The sequence below is a fragment of the Moorena sp. SIO1F2 genome (assembly GCF_010672755.1).
Lineage (GTDB): Bacteria > Cyanobacteriota > Cyanobacteriia > Cyanobacteriales > Coleofasciculaceae > Moorena.
Genome location: NZ_JAAHFV010000134.1, coordinates 1 through 15,560 on the forward strand (window position 1 = coordinate 1; position 15,560 = coordinate 15,560).

Genomic DNA, 15,560 nt, shown 5'->3' on the forward strand with positions numbered 1-15,560 from the left:
TATCTCACCCTCGACTAGATTTGAAGCAATTGAGTCTGAGCCAGGTATGACCAATATTCTATCGCGTTTGGATATCACCCGTATGTTCTGTGAAGTAGACGACTTTTGTCAGTTGTTTGAGTGTTAATGGCAGCAACAGTCCCAATTACCTTCCATTGCAGGGGAACGATCCTGTCGTTCTCGAATGAGTCGAGGGTGAGATGATGACCATCGTGATCGCTTTTCATGGTTCTGGGTTCTCTACATTCAAAAAGTAGTATATAAGATTATGGAATTCTGTTGGGAAGCGATTGACCTTGGCCTTTAAGCCACGCTACGCGAATGGTCACGCTACGGGATGCTCGGTACGAGCCGCTACGCGATCGCATTCTGGGGCACTTTGCGATTGACCTTTGGTCAATTAAGTATTTCCTATCTCATAAAGTGACTTAAAACCATTACAATCCCTATCCCATATTCCCTTTTTTTTCAAACAAGCTTCCATTCCAGCACCGTACAATTTCTTTCAATTACCCCTCAAAAAAAAATTTCTAAAAACCCTTGACAATTTATACTATAATCGTTATTATTATAGTATAAACCTCAAAACAAATTTTGAACTATGCCTGACAACTTTCGCCCGAATCAAGAAAACAATCCTGAGGAGATCACTCCTAGTAATACTCCTCAGGAACCTTCCCCAAAAAAATACCCCGTTCAGCACATTCTGAAGGGCTCCCGCCGGGCAATAAGCAACACCATGTATACTCTTTATGCACTGCGTTATGCCCAAATTTCCGACTGGAGCCCTCTTCAGCCGACTGGAATTCCTGGCGAATTCATCACCACTATGACGAAGTACATAATTCTAGATTAGACTAACTTAGTAGGGGGGGTTCCCCCCCTAGCCCAAAAATCAAATCTGTTCCCCTAGGGTGACCTTTGGTCAATCGGATCGGATTATTTCTGGGTTGGTGTACAAAGTTCAGGCATAGTAAAATTTCCTAGCCGTGGAAGGTATTTCTGCGGCTATTTTTTTTTGGAGTTGTTCGCCTTTGGCGTTCCCGTAGGGTAGGTTAGAAGGTTGGGATGTTGAAGGTTGGGATGTTGAAGGTTGGGATGTTGAAGGTTGGGATGTTGAAGGTTGGGATGTTGAAGGTTAGAAGGTTGAAGGTTGAAGGCAGAATGTAGAATGTAGAATGTAGAATGTAGAAGAATGTAGAAGAATGTAGAAGGCAGAAGGTAGAATTATTAATTCTTAATTATTAATTCTTAATTATTAAATGTTGAAGGTTATGATGCACCCCCAAGGGCAGAGTAAATCAGCGACTTTAGAACTGCTATAATAACAAAAATAGGAAATAAAAAAAATGGAAAAACTGACGGTTACTGCTGCCCAAAAAGAGTTAATTAACCTAGTTGAATCAGTTACAGAAGAAAACAAAGTTTATGAAATAGAGATTTCTAATGGATCTGCTGTTTTAATTTCTCGAAAAAACTATGAAAGCTTACAAGAAACCTTAGAATTACTTTCAATACCTGGAATGAGGGAAAGCCTACAAAGATCCCTTGAACAAATAAACAGTAATGAAACCTACTCCCTAGATGAAGTCTTGGGAGATATTGATTGATGGTTTACGAAGTTCGTTTTACCAAAGAGGCTAAAAAGGATGTTGCCAAACTTACGCCCAAATTAAAGCAAAAACTTAAAACAATGATTCAGGACACGATCAGTATAAATCCTTATGCTGGGAAAAAGCTGGTGGGCAATCTTGCTGGTTTCTTTTCTATGCGTTTAAGTTATAAAGATAGAATTATTTACACAATTGACAATGAGCAGAAGCTGATCTATATTCACCGCGCCAAAACTCATTATGGAGAATAAAATAATGGTATTGCATAGTGCGTTCGCGTAGCGTGACCTTTCGGGCAAAGCCCGACGCTGTGCGAACGGTAAATCCCGTAGCGTGGCCAAACGCGCCCCGCGTGGCCCAAAGGCCAAAGCCAATCGCCCATCTTGTAGGGTGCGTTAACAAAGTGGATGCTGTTGGGCGATAAGTCATGACTATAGTATTTTTATAGTATTTATCAAATAGGTGAGGCGTGAAAGTCCTGGGTTTTAGGGAGTAGGGACTTCGGAGCAGGGAGTAGGGAGATGGGGAGATGGGGAGATGGGGAAATAGGGAGATAGGAAACATTTTTATAGCGTTTATCATACTGACGAGGTACAGTAAATTTTCGTCTTACCCCGACTCCCGACTCCCGATTCCCGACTCCCGATTCCCGATTCCCGATTCCCGACTCCCGACTCCCGATTCCCGACTCCCGATTCCCGATTCCCTATTCCCTTTTGTAACTGATTAACCGGACTTGATCTGACTCGCCTACCTCTACCGATCTTTTTTTTTAAAACCTGGGAACTTTCAGGTCACCTGTGCGTCTGGGGATGGTGTTTGAGAGGCTATCAACTCTGATAACTAAGGAGTTGAGCTATCTGGAAGAGTTATCTAAATCAGGAGAGTTGTGTTCTATGTCTAGTGCGTCTACTTGGAATTCCACAAGCACTGCCATGTTGCTGTTGGGAATAGTAACTGGTGTGACTGCGCCGATGGTAATTGCGGTTCCAAACCAAACTAGCTTTATTGATATTCAAGGTCATTGGGCAAAACCGTTCATTGAAGGGTTGGCAGCAGAAAACCTGGTAAATGGATATGCCAATGGCACCTTTAAACCTGATCAAGCTGTTACTTACGCTCAGTTCTCTGCGATGGTGAGCCAAGCTTTCAGCGAAAATAATTTAGCCTTGCCCAAAACATTTGATCGTGAAGTGGCTGAGTATTGGGTAAGTCGTAACCTAACTGAGCAGGATAAATCTAATAGCCAACTACGTCCATCTTCGCCACTATCTCGGGGACAAGTATTGGTGTCATTAACCAATGGTTTGGGTTTATACTCTAGCACTTCAGTCAAGAACACTCTCTCTTCCTATGAAGACCTATCCCGAATCCCTGACTATGCCAAAGATAGCGTTGCGGCTGCTACCGAAAAGGCTATGGTGGTTAACTACCCGAATGTAACCTATCTCGATTTTGGTCAACCTGCTACCCGTGCTGAAGTGGCAGCCTTTATTCATCAAGCTTTAGTGAATGAAGAGGTATTAGCTCCCCTGTCTAGTCAACATCCAGCCTCTCAATATATTGCTCAGCTGACGGGAGAGACTAAACCTGTGGGTGACGACAGCCTGATGGAATCAACTGAGACAACTGAAAAAACTGATTCCACTGAGTCCACTGAGTCAATGACTAGTAAGGATGACTCCTTTGAAACTAAGGAATATCAAGTTTCCAAAGGCACAGTGATTGATGTAGCCTACACAGTATCAGACAAGGTGGCTGTGGAGCGTGGTGAAACTATTGATATGACGCTGTTAGTGGCTGAGGACATCAAAAATGATCAAGGAATAGTCTTAATTCCAAAAGACAGCGAGATTGAGGGTCAATTAGTACCTCGGTATAGTGGTTCTGAGTTTCTTGGTACTCAGTTTGTGGCTCAAAAACTTAAAATTGGTGAATTATCCTATAACACCATCAATGCTACCTCGAAACTGGTTACTGATGCTAAGCCTGATGATACGGAGACACAAACATTAGAAGGTGCTGCGGTTAATATTTTGACTGGTGTCTTAACTGGTGGTGATTCTAATCAACAACCGGAGCAGCAAAATCCTATAATCATTGATCCGGAAAATGATTTACCACTAACACTGGGTTCTGATTTATATCTCCAAGTAGCTACTAAAACGCCAGAAATGCCAGAAATGCCAGAAGCCCCAGAAGCTATGGACACTGAAGAAATCCCAGAAGCTATGGACACTGAAGAAATGCCAGCAACACCAGAAGCTCCAGCAGTTCTAGAAGCACCAAAACTTGAGCTTCCGCAAGTGCCACAGTTGAAGGTTCCAACTCGCTAACTAACCTACAAAAGTTCCTAGTTAGTGCCTAGTCAAGGATTGAGAAGAGACATGCGATGGGCGTTCGCGAAGCGTGGCCAAAGGCCTCAGCCCCGCTTTCAGCGAACGCATGTCTCTTCACTTGTATCGAGGCAAATGCTTAACAGTCGGACAGACTACCGATACTGAGGGGAAGCATCTCTCCGTTGATCGTAAGTCCTAATAACATGGGCTCTTGGGGTTCTATATACTTGCCAGTTAGTACACAACGCTCTTTGCGCTCAGCGATCGCTTGAATGCTGGCTCTGATATCAGACTTACAAAATTGAGGTCGATAATCACCAGACTTGTGCTGGACATAGTTCCAGAGAATATCTCGAATCAGAGCTTGATAGCCCTGAGTGCCAGAAAGTTCTTTGAGTTTATCTTTCAACTGTCGCTCCAGACGGATGCTGGTAACTTCCATATCAGTGGTTGAGTTTTGACGGGTGAGTGTAGGCATTAATTTTTTCCTCCAAATATCTGGACATTCCCGTAATACAAGTGTAGTATTTAAAAAGCGGCTTGAAAATCGTTTTTCACAAATTTCGCCTTCAAACATTTCATCTTCTATGAGTCATCATTTAACCTCCTCCACCAATTGCTCAGATATCAACTGCTTCGGCGGTTCTGGATTCGGGGCAATATGGGTGGAGCTTTTGTTTAGGGGCAAATATGACTCGATCGCACAGAGAACAGTCGAGTATAGAAGGCATGATTCACAACCAGTCAATTGTCGGCCAGAGATCAATCTGAAACTAAATAGACACAGCGGGAGGTATAGGCGAACGCTAGCACTACTGACATAGCAATCAGCCTACCCTAAAAAATCTTAAACGCCCCCGCTCCTGACAAACAGAAGCGGGGGTTTGGTTTATGAGGAGTCAATCCGTGACAAGCACAACTGAGGTGTTAAAGCAATCGGTAGTGGTTTTTTCCAAAAACTACTTACCTATTAATCGAGTCAATATCAAACGAGCGATTGCTCTGTTGGTTACCGGCAAAGCTGAACCAATCGATTTCTTTGGTGGTAAGGGCTACAAAGTCCGTTCCCCTAGTGTAGTGATCTTGGTACCAAGCCATATCCGCTTGATACTTACCGAAACCGAACCAACTTGGCGAGTTCCTCCAGTAAATCGGCGGGAGGTCTTAAGACGGGACAAGCATCGGTGCCAATACTGTGGCAGCACCAAAAAGCTAACCCTTGACCATGTCATTCCTCGGTCAAAAGGCGGAAAACACAGTTGGGACAACGTCGTTACGGCATGTGAGAGTTGTAATAGCCTTAAAGGCAACCGCACTCCCCACCAAGCGGGAATGAAATTACCCAGGCAGCCCAAAGCACCCATGCATCCAGCTGTTGCTTTTGCGGAACAGTTTTGGCGTCAACAGCAAATCAATCGGTTAGAGGAGGAGGTTACAGGTAATGCTGAAACTGATTTATACCGAAAATAGCTTTTATCTAGAGCGTTTGGCTCAATCCCTAGAAGAATGGGTAACCACACGAACCCTTGTCTCGCTCCGTGCGGGTGCAAGTTTCTATATCGAACCCAGCACTGCCTCATTTTTGCTACCAGCTAACTTGCCCCACCTCAGGCAATTAGAGGTGTTTGTGCGGCAAGACAAAACAGATGCGATCGCATTATCGATTTGTGATGCGGAATATGTTGAAGTAAGCCTACAAGGCACCTGGCTAACGTCAGATCCAGAGGATGAAGAGGGAATTTTTGTAACAGCAATGAACTATGCTGTTGAGTTTTTTCTCTATCAGCTGTGGCAAGAGGCTAACCATCGGGCTTCTGTTCCGAAGGATTGATCAAGAGGCGCACTTAGGTGTGCCTTTTTTTTACAGTTCTCTTAAACGTTCTCAATGTCGATAGGCACCGATTTCTGGTTGAAACGGTACCACTTCCTGGTGTACCTCTACCCCCAACTGCTCTAACATGGCCTGCAAAACCGGGTCAGGAGATAATCTTAAATAGCTAGCCGTTACTTCTAAAGGCACATGGCGATTACCCAAATGATAAGCAGCTCGCAGCAAATTCACCGGTTTTTGGGAGGTGACAGTGAGTACCGGTTCTGGTTTAGCAGCAATTCGGATCATCACCTTTGTATCTTCCGCTTCCAGTAAATCCCCATCCTGCAAGACACTGCCCCTAGGCAAACGCAAATACAAATTTTCACCATCCGCTGTTTCAAAGCGGTGGCGCGTTCGGGTACGTTCTTCCGCTGTCAAGGAGAGGGTAAAACCGACTTTAGTATTCTGATTAGCTCTGAGGCGTTTGGTAAAGGTGAGCATTGGAAATTGACCATTGCTGAATTCAGACTAAAATACCAATTAAAGTAGGGTGGGCAAAGTAATCTGATCGTGAATACTCAAAAGAACCAAACTGTTTTTGCCCACCCTACAAGCTTGCGTGTAAAAAAAATACCAATTAAAGTAAGGTGAGCAAAGGTAAGCTATCAGCTATCAGCTATCAGCTATCAGCTTTTTAATAAGAAATAAAACAGGTAAGCATTGGTTTAATCTCAGTGAAGTCACAGGCTGGAAGCCTGTGCCACAAAGCTGTTCGCGCAGCGTGAGCCTTTAGCTCACGGCTGACCGCTGACCGCTGACCGCTTTTGCCCACCCTACAAGCTTGACATATTATCAATTTTGTTGTAAGCGAACTAGTTCATTGTGGATTCGCCGTTGTAACTTCTGATCGGATTGAGCGCTAACCGTAATTGAATTAAATCGAGATATGGTCAAGTCATGACTTTCAGCAATGGTTTTCGAGCGCTTACAGTAGTTTACAGCCAGATCTCGGATATTTCGACGTAGAGCTGCTATGGTTTTTACTTGGGTGCAGTTAATTTCAGGAACTATCTTGTCCTTGTCTTTGGTTAATTCCTGAATATCCTCGTAGACACCTTGACGATTTTGATCGATCGCCAGAACAGCTTTGGCGTAATTCTTCAATTCCTGACTCTTCACTTCAGATGAGGCTACTGTGGGGATAGCTGCCGTGGGGTCAGGGTCTGGACTGGAAGAACATCCAACCAAAACCACTATCATTCCGGCAAGCCATCCCAAGGGATAGATAAATTTGCTCATTAGTTTTTTGGGAGATCAGCGACCTGCACTGGCTAGCCTGTTCGCGCAGCGTCGGCTTTGCCGAAAGCTGGATTAGTCTATTTTTTACTATTGCTAGTGGCTAGCTATTATGGTTCTTTTTATGATAACTATACCATTATCGGTGTAAACTTGATTGATAATTCCCAGGTGTACAACTCGTCTTACTGCTTGCCCAAGAGGAACGTTGAGAGCCTTACGCTTTAACCAAAAACATTTAATTATGGTTGAAGTTATGGTTGAAGTTATGCTTCAAGGGAATAAGTTGCTGATTCTTAGAGCTATATCTAGCTAAAAGCTAGCGTCAAATTTTGCTTGTTGAATACGCACTAATTCACTTTGAATCTGTTCCCGTAAAGTTTGATTATCTTGCATCTCAATAGTAATTTCGTTGAAGCGTTTATTTCCTCCTTCGGGAAAATACTTAGAGACAATTACCTCTGACTGTTGGCAGTAATCTTTAGCAATCTCTTGGGCGGTCGAGGGGAGCTTATTGATGCTCTCGGAGTCATCGCACAAAATTTCTGGTGGCTCTCCTAGGATTGTAGTGATTTTTTCATAGGCAGATGCGCGAATAGGCTCTATTTGTAATAGAACTTCAGCATATTGAGTGACGTCATTAGGACTAATGTCAGAGGTGACATCTTGAGCATAGGCTGAAGTGCTAATAACAAGGGTATAAGAGTCTTCAGAAAGCTCAGGGATAAATCCAGATAGCAAACTAATAGCAGTAAGTCCTCCGACAAGTAGAGATTGGGAGAAAAGTTGGGTCAAGCTAAGTTTTAGAGAGTTAGCAGTGAGCATGATGATCAATTAAAAGCAAAATAAACAATAACCAAAACCACTAAGGGCTAGTTTAATGTGAATTAATTTATGGGGGATAAGTTCCTCATAAGGCAAGAGCTTCTGGGAATTGGGAAGTGCAGACAGGATAAATATCAAGCATGAGTATAAAAAAAATTTAACCTTCAACCTTAAAGCTAGCCTGGGTGAAGCCACTGACTGGTCTAAACTCTTGAACTGTTAAAGATTTCACAAAGTTGTATCACCTTAGTTTGTAATGTTGAAAGGGGGTCTGCTCCCGTTTTGAGGTTGAGGTCTAACTCCAGCAACACCCGCAGAGTGGAGATGAGTTGCTTGGGGGAAAGGAACTCCACGTCTTGTTTGAGGAAGTAAACTCGTTTGGGGTTATTGATATTGGCGGTGTTAGCGATCGCATTTGGATCGGTTTCGCCCTCACTCACCAGCAACTTCACCCACAACCAGGTACGAAACTGGGTAATTAAGGTAGCGACAATCTTTAAAGGAGGTTCATTCTGGTTGATCAAGGCAGCTAACAACTCCAAGGCTTTTGCCCCATCCCCTGCTCGAATCGCCTCTGCCAGTTGCAAGGTATTTTGAGTATTAGCCACTACCAGGGTGGCAACGGTACTTTCTTGTAAGGGTTGGCTGTCATACAGCGCGTAGAGTCGTAATTTTTCCAGTTCGTTGAATAACTGTCGGGTGTCATTGCTAACGGATTCGGCTAAGAGTTCAGCTGCACTATTGGTTAGTTTGACTCCAAATTCAACGGAGTACGACTTGACCCGATGCACTAGCTGCTGGGTCTTCCAGGGGGGAATCAGAGCAAACTCCCGAATCTCGGCGTACTGTTGCAGTAACTTCGTGGACTTGAGTCGTGGATCTGGTCGATGGGGGGTAGTTAGTAACAAAACGGAGTGTTTAGGAATGACTGGTATAGTACGCTCTAATTCTGCCAGTAAATTGTCCGAACATTGCTGGCAAACGGTTGTATCGACTAACCACACTAGACGTCCACCCATGCCAAACGGAGGAGTCATGACTTGATTCAAGGCTTGAATTACGGCATCTGGTTGGTCTGGGGAAATTTTGTCATAGTTAAAACTAGCCCAGTTGGGGTCAACTAGGGATTGACGGAGCTTGTCCAGGGCTTGGGCCATGGCAAAGTCATCCTTTCCCCAATAGAGGTAAATTCCCATATCAGAACACGTAAGGGGGCAAAATTGGACGATACATATCAAACTTATCTAAATCGGGTCACACGGCTTACCCTAACCGCAACCTATCAATCGCAGTTACTCAATATCCAAGAGTCACCCAAGTTTAAACGTCTCCCTAATGGCAGCAGAGAGCCTGCCCCTTTTCCTGGTTACACTGTAATCACACCACCTTGGGAGGAAGAGACTAATAACTCAACATTCTATGATAACATGCAGCAGCTCCAAAAAGAGCTTCTCCAGCAACTAGACCCGGGTTTAATGGTACCGATACCCCCGGATAGTTTTCATTTAACCTTGGCTGACTTGATTTGGGAAAATGCCTACCGAGATGCCACGGCTGAAAATCCACAGTTTGAAACTCAACTGCTTAAGTCGATACAGGCAAGTTTTGACAAGTCTGTCAGTATCAGCCAGGAAACCTCTTTAGCAAATGGTGGTAATCCTATTAGCTGGCAGCTATTGGGCTTAATGGTGATGCCCAGGGCGATTGGTGTATGTCTAGCACCCCAGGATGAACAGGCATACAATCGCATTTCCCAGCTTCGTCGGTGTATTTATCAAAATTCTGATTTAATGGCTCTAGGTATTGAACAGCAATACCATTTTACGGCTCACATCACTCTAGGATATTTCGGAGATATCCCCCAGGAGTTGGATAGCGATCGCATTAGCAATATCCTATTCGAGTTAAGTGGCCAAGCCTTAGAAGTAGAAGGGAGTGTACTATCGATTCGGCAGGCTCAATTAAGGAAGTTTGACGATATGATGCGCTTCTTGCGGGAACCAGAATGGCCAGTTTTGGAGTTTTGAGTGCTTTCGCGTGCTTAGTGTTTGAGTTGGAGCAGAGTATGGGGTGGGGATTTAGATGAAAGCATTGTCGATGCATCCGATTATGGAGCAAAGTTTTGCCATTATTGACCAACAGATTGGGGAGCATCAGTTTAATCCAGCTGAGTATGGGATTGTGCGGAGGGTAATCCATAGTACGGCGGATTTTGAATTTACCCAACTGCTTCGGTTTAGTGAAAATGCGATCGCATCTGGTATCTCTGCACTGAGCCAGGGAACACCAATTGTTACAGATGTAGGAATGGTCAAACAGGGGATAGCTAGTATGGTGGCAAAAACCTTTGGTAATCCCCTGATCGTAGCAGTAGACCAGGCACCAGTCGCTCTGCCAGGAAAGACGCGCACGGAAACTGGTTTACTCCGATGTTTCGAGCAATTTCCAGGGGCTATTTTTGTGATTGGTAATGCCCCTACGGCATTGTTGGCTTTATGTGAGCAGTTGTCCCACTCTCAGGTCAAACCAGCTTTGGTCATTGGCGCAACCGTTGGGTTTGTTTCAGTGCTGGAGTCGAAAGCTGCTTTGGCCAAGATATCCATCCCTCAGATTCGAGTTGAAGGAGCTAAAGGAGGGTCTCCAGTGGCTGCAGCTATTTTGAATGGATTGATGGTATTAGCTTGGGAGAGTGAGTAATAATATCATGTTCGGTTGAACAGTTATAAATACTCAATAATAGGGAACAGGGAACAGGGAACAGGGAACAGGGGATGAGGAGGGAGATAACCTACCAGAAGGAAGCTATGTTTTTTTATAACTGTTTATCTCAACATGATATGAAACATCCCAAAAGCCCACAAGACCCGAAGGTAACTAAAAAAGAGATGAGTAAATTTCGATTAACTCCCTTTTGTGTATTCTTTCTGTCCTTGGTGTCTTGCCAGTTGCTATAATACACTCCCAGCTTAATTCCTATTATTCTGAAAACAGATTAAAGATCAGATATAGCAATCCTAAATGAATTGTGATAATTTTTGTTCCCTACTCCCTGTTCCCTGTTCCCTACTCCCTGTTCCCTGTTCCCTGTTCCCTGTTCCCTTTGCAATAGCAGCAAAACCATGACCTCGATCAACGTAGTGGGCATTGGTTTAGACGGAGCAGCTAGCTTAACTGATCAAGTCAAGCAGCTCGTAGAACGAGCGACGCTATTGGTTGGAAGTCAGCGCCATTTAGGTTATTTTCCCAACCACCAAGGGTCACAAGTGGTATTGGGGAATTTTACTGACGCTATTGAATTAATTCGTAAGCAGCTCGATGGTGCGGATCACGATACCCTAATCGTAGTGTTGGTCAGTGGTGATCCATTGTTTTTTGGCTTAGGACGATTGCTCCTAAGCCAACTTCCCCCCTCAAGCCTCAGGTTTCATCCCCATGTCAGTGCGATTCAGCTGGCCTTCAGTCGGATTAAGGTGGCTTGGCAAGATGCTAAGGTAATCAGTGCTCATGGCCGTTCTATGGAACAACTAATCCCAGCCTTGAAGCAGGGAGTTGACAAGATTGCGGTGTTGACGGATGGCACCAATACACCTGAAGCGATCGCTAAATTATTGCTAGCGCTAGATTTACCCAGTTGCTACCAGTTCTGGGTATGTGAAAATTTGGGAGGTATGGATGAACGGGTGCAATGTCTTGGTGTAGAAGCAGTATTGAACCAGACCTTTGCGCCCCTGAATGTGGTGGTATTACTACGTCACCCTGATTCCGTTGACCAATCCCTGGATCCAGAGTCGTTACCGATACTAGGATTACCAGATCAGACATTTACTAGTTTTAGCGATCGCCCTGGTTTAATGACCAAGCGAGAAATCAGGCTGCTGTTACTAGGAGAGTTAGCCCTCAAACCAGGGCAAACAGTTTGGGATATTGGTGCAGGCACAGGTTCAGTTTCCATTGAAATTGCTCGTTTATCGAACACCTCTCAGGTGTATGCTATTGAAAAAACAGCAATGGGGAGTACTTTGATTGAGCAAAATTGTCAACGTTTGGGCGTTACTAATGTTACCTCAATTCATGGTTCAGCACCGGATGTTTTGAAGAATTTACCAACACCAAATCGGGTTTTTATTGGCGGTAGTGGTGGTAATTTGCACTCAATTTTGGATTACTGTGATACTCGCTTAGACCTCAATGGTATTTTAGTGTTAGCGTTAGCAACAGTTGAGCATATTAATACAGCCTATAGTTGGTTTGAATCTAAACGTTTCCCTCCTTCCGAGCGCGGGATTAGAGCAAATTCCTTCGCCCCCTTATTAAGGAGGGGGGATTCTTTCCCCCCCTTATTAAGGGGGGTTAGGGGGGATCCTTGGAATTATCAATGGTTACAGGTGCAGTTATCGAAGTCGGTACCTGTGGGCAAACTAACTCGGTTTAATCCTCTCAATCCGATCACTATTGTGACGGCTTGGAAGTGCTGAGTTTGAGAGTGGTGAGTTCGTAAATGCTGAATTCTGATACCCTATCTGCCAATCTCCCCATATCCCCACAAGTTGCGGTGTCATTAGCTGATATTATTCCTACTGTTGCCTATTGCCTCTTGGCCTTTGGGACTATGTTTACAACTCAAATAAAACCGCTATATGTAACTTTTGATACAAATTGAAATGGGTTGACTCTGATATCCTTAGCAAAACCAAAATTAATGTAAAGTTGAAAGGGCTTTACCAAAAGGAAACACAAAATATAGACAGAGTTGTCATGGGGTGGAGTTAAAGAATTTGTAGTATCCTATACAGGCAGCTCTTCTTCTGCTTTTAGGTATTGGGTATGTATTAGACCAAACATCTTGAATATCCAGATTAACCCCATGGAATTTCTTTTGTATATATTGTACTTGACAAAATGCCTATTGAGTTTGGTATATATATTGTACTTGGCGAAATACATGAACAGGAGGCGGGAGCTTTCCCAAATCGGCAGATCAACTGGCTTTTCACAAATGCACAAAAAAGTGTTATCCTAGCACTCGCAAATACTACACTGTCAAAACCTACAGTAGTACCTAAAGTGTGGTAGATTTGGTAAACGATTAGGTGGGAGCAATTAAACTGAACAGGAGCAATACCATTTTGTTAGAGATATCGAATACTTATCGATCATCAAATGCCTGATTAGAGTGTTCTTTTGGGGTTGCTGAATCAAGGAATCAATAGGAGTAGGGTGGCCATCCTGCCGCCCCGGAAATATTGATAATGGGCTTGATGTCCATTCCACCAAGATTTCGGTTCCACAAAACTCCTAAAATCCTTCTCTTATTAAGCAACGCCAGCTTTGGAAACAAAGAAACCGCAATAATCTCAGAAAGTGGGATATCAGCGTTGTAAAGACAAATCAATTCAAAGAAGAACAAGATGTTAACTAATCAAAAAAAAGACTCTTCAGACGTGAATCAGCAAGCTTTAACAACTATTCCGGCTATAGATGAGCAGTTAGCCCAGAAACTAGAAGAGCAATCGAAGCCCCAGGCTCTAACAGATGGGGGGCCATTACCATCTGACCCGGATGCTCCTACTACCCTACCCCAAGTTTTAGAAAGATCAGCAGAGCAAATCGTCGGAGAAAGCATTATATATCTCCAGGGAGATGGCTCCGAAATAGTCCAATCATATGCAGAATTATTAGAAGAAGCTCAGAAAATCCTAGCGGGTTTAAGAAAGCAAGGATTAACCCCTCAAGACAAAGTAATTTTACAATTAGAAAAAAGTTGGGACATCATACCGGCTTTCTGGGGATGTATTCTCGGGGGGTTTGTGCCGACAATTATGGAAGCACCTATTACCTACGTAGAATCTAACCCGATCGCTAAGAAGCTGCGTCAGATTTGGAAATTTTTAGACAAACCTTTCCTCATTACTAACAAAGAGCTGCCAGAAAAAATCCAGTCCTTTTTATCAGGCTCTGAGCAAAAAGTAAGCTGCATTGAAACCTTAAGGCACAACGCCCCAGATAAATCCTATTACCCCAGTCAGCCAGAGGAAACGGCATTTTTTAATCTCACCTCTGGCAGTACGGGCATCCCCAAATGCGTGAGAATGACCCACCGCAATCTCATCTCTCGCTCCAGGGGAGCCAATATTCTCAATCACCATCAACCAGAAGATGTAATCCTCAATTGGCTGCCTTTTGACCACATCGGCAGCATCTGCGACTGGCATATCCGTTGTATCGAATTGGGCTGCAAACAAGTTTACGCAGCAAAGGAATATATTTTAGGTCGCCCTCTCAACTGGTTGGATTTAATTGATAAATACAGAGTCAACTATAGCTGGGCTCCTAACTTTGCCTATTCTCTGGTTAATGACTTGCTGGAACGACAACCAAATCAAACCTGGGATTTGTCTTGCGTGCAATTTTTACTCACAGCAGGGGAAGCTGTTTCTTCCCAAGCCGTAGAGGAATTTATGGAGAAGATGGCCGCCTATGGTTTGAGTAAAACTGCGATTCGCCCCGCGTTTGGGATGGCAGAGTTGGGTTCGGGGATAACCTATTATCAGCCCACACCAGAGGCTCCTTTAAAGTTCCATCGGGTAGATAAAGACTCTTTAAAAGGAACCATTAAACGAGTCGGGGCAGAACATCCCAACAGCAGCATTTTCGCAGATCTAGGGCCAGTTATCCCAGGAGTAACGATTCGGATTGTCGATGAAGAAAATTCGATTTTGCCCGAAGATACTATAGGTCACTTGCAAGTATCTGGAGATGCAGTTTCTCCAGGTTACGATAAAAATCCTGAAGCGAATCAGGCATCTTTTATAGAAAATGGTTGGTTTGATACTGGAGATTTAGGTTTCATCACCAACGGACACTTGGTGTTGACCGGTCGAGCCAAAGAGACCATTATTATCAATGGCGCAAATTACTACAGTCAGGAAATTGAAACTGTAGTCGAAGAAGTAGAAGGGGTCGAAGTTTCCTATACCGCAGCTTGTGCGGTTCGAGATGGAGGTGGCTCAACAGAAAAACTAGGGATTTTCTTCCATTTGACGACTCAAAAAGATGAAGAAATACTGCCGCTGTTGCAGACGATTCGAAAGCAGGTGATTTCCAAAATCGGGGTCAATCCAGATTACTTGATTCCCGTTGCTCGGGAGGTGATTCCGAAAACCGCGATCGGGAAAATCCAACGCTTACAACTGAGTAAGGGTTTTGAAGCCGGAGAATTTACCCAAATTCTGAAACAGTTGGGTGATCAAAATGCCCGATCGAGTAAGGAAAAGATTGCCCCCCGCAACAAATTAGAACATCAACTGGCTTCGATTTGGCAGGATGTGCTCGGAATTCCAACGGTCGGTATTGAAGATAACTTCTTTGAACTGGGGGGGAATTCGATCGTGGCAATGGCCCTGGTGAACAAGCTACAAGACGAACTGAACAAAATTATGCACCCAGTTGCCCTGTTTGACGCGCCAACAATTGCTACATTAGCTGAATATCTTCAAGAAAATTATTCGGAGCTAGCTGAGGAAACAGAAGGTAAAGTTGTCAGTAAGCTAAGTACAGGACAAAAAATGGAGAGAGTTAAGAAAAGCTGGGAACTGGTGGTCAAGATTGGTGAAAATTGAGCGCAGATAATCAAATCCCAAACGAAATAGGCTCTTGGCTCGTCGTTGATGGGAT

General features: G+C 43.9%; 16 protein-coding genes. 11 read left to right on the forward strand and 5 right to left on the reverse strand.

The window, feature by feature from the left end; translation table 11 throughout:
* Positions 1 to 601: 601 nt before the first annotated feature.
* From F6J94_RS17005 to F6J94_RS17025, 5 genes are all read left to right on the forward strand, one after another.
* Positions 602 to 856: a hypothetical protein gene (locus F6J94_RS17005; RefSeq protein WP_293042457.1), complete on the forward strand. Its 255-nt coding sequence runs from the start codon at positions 602 to 604 to the stop codon at positions 854 to 856.
* A gap of 493 nt (positions 857 to 1,349) precedes the next feature.
* Positions 1,350 to 1,610 carry a type II toxin-antitoxin system Phd/YefM family antitoxin gene (locus tag F6J94_RS17010; protein ID WP_293023410.1) on the forward strand — a complete coding sequence of 87 codons (261 nt, stop codon included), beginning with the start codon at positions 1,350 to 1,352 and terminating at the stop codon, positions 1,608 to 1,610.
* Positions 1,610 to 1,864: a type II toxin-antitoxin system RelE/ParE family toxin gene (locus F6J94_RS17015; protein ID WP_287253693.1), complete on the forward strand. Its 255-nt coding sequence runs from the start codon at positions 1,610 to 1,612 to the stop codon at positions 1,862 to 1,864. Before F6J94_RS17010 ends, F6J94_RS17015 begins: the two co-directional genes overlap by 1 nt.
* Before the next feature lie 278 nt (positions 1,865 to 2,142).
* On the forward strand, positions 2,143 to 2,343 hold the full coding sequence (locus tag F6J94_RS17020) for a hypothetical protein (protein ID WP_293042470.1): 201 nt from the start codon (positions 2,143 to 2,145) through the stop codon (positions 2,341 to 2,343).
* 166 nt (positions 2,344 to 2,509) lie between these two features.
* The gene (locus F6J94_RS17025) at positions 2,510 to 3,949 is read left to right on the forward strand and encodes an S-layer homology domain-containing protein (protein WP_293042473.1); all 1,440 of its coding nucleotides are present in this window, start codon (positions 2,510 to 2,512) and stop codon (positions 3,947 to 3,949) included.
* A 139-nt stretch (positions 3,950 to 4,088) separates the two neighbouring features.
* Here the strand turns inward: F6J94_RS17025 and F6J94_RS17030 are convergent, their stop codons facing one another.
* Complete coding sequence (locus tag F6J94_RS17030) at positions 4,089 to 4,430, reverse strand: hypothetical protein (protein ID WP_293023401.1); 342 nt, start codon at positions 4,428 to 4,430, stop codon at positions 4,089 to 4,091.
* Positions 4,431 to 4,858: 428 nt separating this feature from the next.
* On the opposite strand from F6J94_RS17030, the gene F6J94_RS17035 reads away from it, so the two are divergent.
* Entirely contained in the window at positions 4,859 to 5,422 is a 564-nt protein-coding gene (locus tag F6J94_RS17035) for an HNH endonuclease (protein WP_198954014.1), read from the forward strand.
* On the forward strand, positions 5,394 to 5,783 hold the full coding sequence (locus F6J94_RS17040) for an alr0857 family protein (RefSeq protein ID WP_293023398.1): 390 nt from the start codon (positions 5,394 to 5,396) through the stop codon (positions 5,781 to 5,783). The genes F6J94_RS17035 and F6J94_RS17040 overlap by 29 nt, the downstream gene beginning before the upstream one ends.
* A gap of 51 nt (positions 5,784 to 5,834) precedes the next feature.
* Here the strand turns inward: F6J94_RS17040 and ureE are convergent, their stop codons facing one another.
* The 4 genes from ureE to holA all read right to left on the reverse strand — a co-directional run bounded on the left by ureE (position 5,835) and on the right by holA (position 9,082).
* The gene (ureE, locus tag F6J94_RS17045; protein WP_293042475.1) at positions 5,835 to 6,266 is read right to left on the reverse strand and encodes an urease accessory protein UreE; all 432 of its coding nucleotides are present in this window, start codon (positions 6,264 to 6,266) and stop codon (positions 5,835 to 5,837) included.
* A 351-nt stretch (positions 6,267 to 6,617) separates the two neighbouring features.
* Positions 6,618 to 7,064, reverse strand: a complete 447-nt coding sequence (locus tag F6J94_RS17050) for a DUF4168 domain-containing protein (protein ID WP_293042478.1) — start codon at positions 7,062 to 7,064, stop codon at positions 6,618 to 6,620.
* Between the two features lie 309 nt (positions 7,065 to 7,373).
* Complete coding sequence (locus F6J94_RS17055; protein WP_293023392.1) at positions 7,374 to 7,886, reverse strand: DUF4168 domain-containing protein; 513 nt, start codon at positions 7,884 to 7,886, stop codon at positions 7,374 to 7,376.
* A 203-nt stretch (positions 7,887 to 8,089) separates the two neighbouring features.
* The gene (gene holA / locus F6J94_RS17060; protein WP_293023390.1) at positions 8,090 to 9,082 is read right to left on the reverse strand and encodes a DNA polymerase III subunit delta; all 993 of its coding nucleotides are present in this window, start codon (positions 9,080 to 9,082) and stop codon (positions 8,090 to 8,092) included.
* A 24-nt stretch (positions 9,083 to 9,106) separates the two neighbouring features.
* Here holA and F6J94_RS17065 point away from each other — a divergent pair, with 24 nt between their 5' ends.
* The 4 genes from F6J94_RS17065 (at position 9,107) to F6J94_RS17080 (ending at position 15,505) form a co-directional block, all read left to right on the forward strand.
* Complete coding sequence (locus tag F6J94_RS17065; RefSeq protein WP_293023387.1) at positions 9,107 to 9,913, forward strand: DUF1868 domain-containing protein; 807 nt, start codon at positions 9,107 to 9,109, stop codon at positions 9,911 to 9,913.
* Between the two features lie 55 nt (positions 9,914 to 9,968).
* Positions 9,969 to 10,583, forward strand: a complete 615-nt coding sequence (locus F6J94_RS17070) for a cobalt-precorrin-8X methylmutase (RefSeq protein WP_293023385.1) — start codon at positions 9,969 to 9,971, stop codon at positions 10,581 to 10,583.
* Positions 10,584 to 11,005: 422 nt separating this feature from the next.
* Positions 11,006 to 12,361 carry a precorrin-6y C5,15-methyltransferase (decarboxylating) subunit CbiE gene (gene cbiE / locus F6J94_RS17075; RefSeq protein ID WP_293042481.1) on the forward strand — a complete coding sequence of 452 codons (1,356 nt, stop codon included), beginning with the start codon at positions 11,006 to 11,008 and terminating at the stop codon, positions 12,359 to 12,361.
* 933 nt (positions 12,362 to 13,294) lie between these two features.
* Positions 13,295 to 15,505: an AMP-binding protein gene (locus tag F6J94_RS17080; RefSeq protein WP_293042484.1), complete on the forward strand. Its 2,211-nt coding sequence runs from the start codon at positions 13,295 to 13,297 to the stop codon at positions 15,503 to 15,505.
* The last annotated feature ends 55 nt before the right edge of the window (positions 15,506 to 15,560 follow it).